The sequence below is a fragment of the Thiohalophilus sp. genome (genome assembly GCF_031581315.1).
GTDB lineage: Bacteria > Pseudomonadota > Gammaproteobacteria > UBA6429 > Thiohalophilaceae > Thiohalophilus.
The window spans coordinates 64,952-66,144 of the sequence record NZ_JAVLAZ010000001.1 but is presented as its reverse complement, the minus strand read 5'-3'; the positions used below and the strand labels follow the sequence as shown (position 1 = coordinate 66,144).

Sequence of the window (1,193 nt, the reverse complement as noted above, 5' to 3'; positions counted from 1 at the left end):
GTAGAACGATCCAGCACCTGACCACGTACCAGGCCGATTTGTTGCAATGAAGACTCCAGCTGTTCATCGGGAATGCTGTCATTACCTTCAATACGGATATCTGCAATCGCCGCCCGTTCGGCGACAAATACAACCAGAACATCGCCTTCGCGTTCGAGTTTGACATCCTTGAAAAACCCGGTCTTGTAAAGATCGTGGATGGCACGACTGCTCAATTCGGGATCCAGCCTGTCTCCAGCCTTGAGAGGCAGATAATTAAAAATGGTACCAGCGGAAATACGCTGCAAGCCTTCGAGCCGAATGTCGCTGATCACAAATGGTTCGAATGCCCGTACAGGTAACGCTATACAGAGAAGTAGAAGCGCGATAAAACTTTTTGTTTTTAAAAACATCATTCGGTACTAGTTTCCAACCAATCGCATAATATCGTTATAAAATGCCAGCCCCATGAGCATGACGAGTAGAAATACACCAATCATGCGTCCGGTCATTTCGGTCTGCTCTGATACGGGGCTACCCTTGAAAATTTCGACAATGTAAAACAGCAAATGTCCGCCATCGAGAACCGGAATCGGCAACAGGTTTAATATTCCCAAACTGATGCTGACAATTGCCAGAAAATTCAAAAACCGGTTTATGCCGGCACTTGCAGAGAGACCGGCATGTCGCGCAATATTAATCGGCCCGCTGAGATTTTTGACAGACACCTCACCGGTGACCAGCTTACCCAGCATCTTGAGGGTTAACAGGGTCATATCGCCGGTTTGTGTTATCGCCTTGCCAACCGCGCCGAATAACGAGTAGTCATAATAGACAACCATATCATCCGGAATGTTTCCGGGATTCAGGGCGCCGATGCCGAGCTGACCGACTGTTTTCCCCTCATGTTCAAGCGCTCGTGGGGTAATTGTCATATTCAGGATCGAATCGCCACGGGCAATTTTGAACTCCATTGGTACACCGGGTCGCTGCCGTACATATTCTGACATATCGGTAAATAGCTTGATCTGTCTGTCATCAATCGCCAGTATTCGATCCCCTTTTTGCAAGCCGGCCTGCTCTGCCGGAGAACCTTCCAGAACCCGGCCAACCTGTGCCTCGACCCGCGGACGCCAGGGTTCGAAACCCATCAATTCGAACAGGTTGTCCGGGTCCAGTTCACCATCGACTTGATCCAGCGGTAATTGATGCTG

The 1,193-nt window shown here is 49.4% G+C and carries 2 protein-coding genes; both read right to left on the bottom strand.

The window, feature by feature from the left end:
- On the bottom strand, positions 1–314 hold a 314-nt coding region (locus tag RI563_RS00305; RefSeq protein ID WP_310692317.1), incomplete at its 3' end, for a POTRA domain-containing protein.
- A gap of 87 nt (positions 315–401) precedes the next feature.
- On the bottom strand, positions 402–1,130 hold the full coding sequence (rseP, locus tag RI563_RS00300) for an RIP metalloprotease RseP (protein ID WP_411293560.1): 729 nt from the start codon (positions 1,128–1,130) through the stop codon (positions 402–404).
- Positions 1,131–1,193 lie beyond the last annotated feature (63 nt).

Excerpts from the sequence above, each read along its gene's own strand:
- rseP (WP_411293560.1), bottom strand. The coding sequence starts at position 1,130 with ATGGGTTTCGAACCCTGGCGTCCGCGGGTCGAGGCACAGGTTGGCCGG.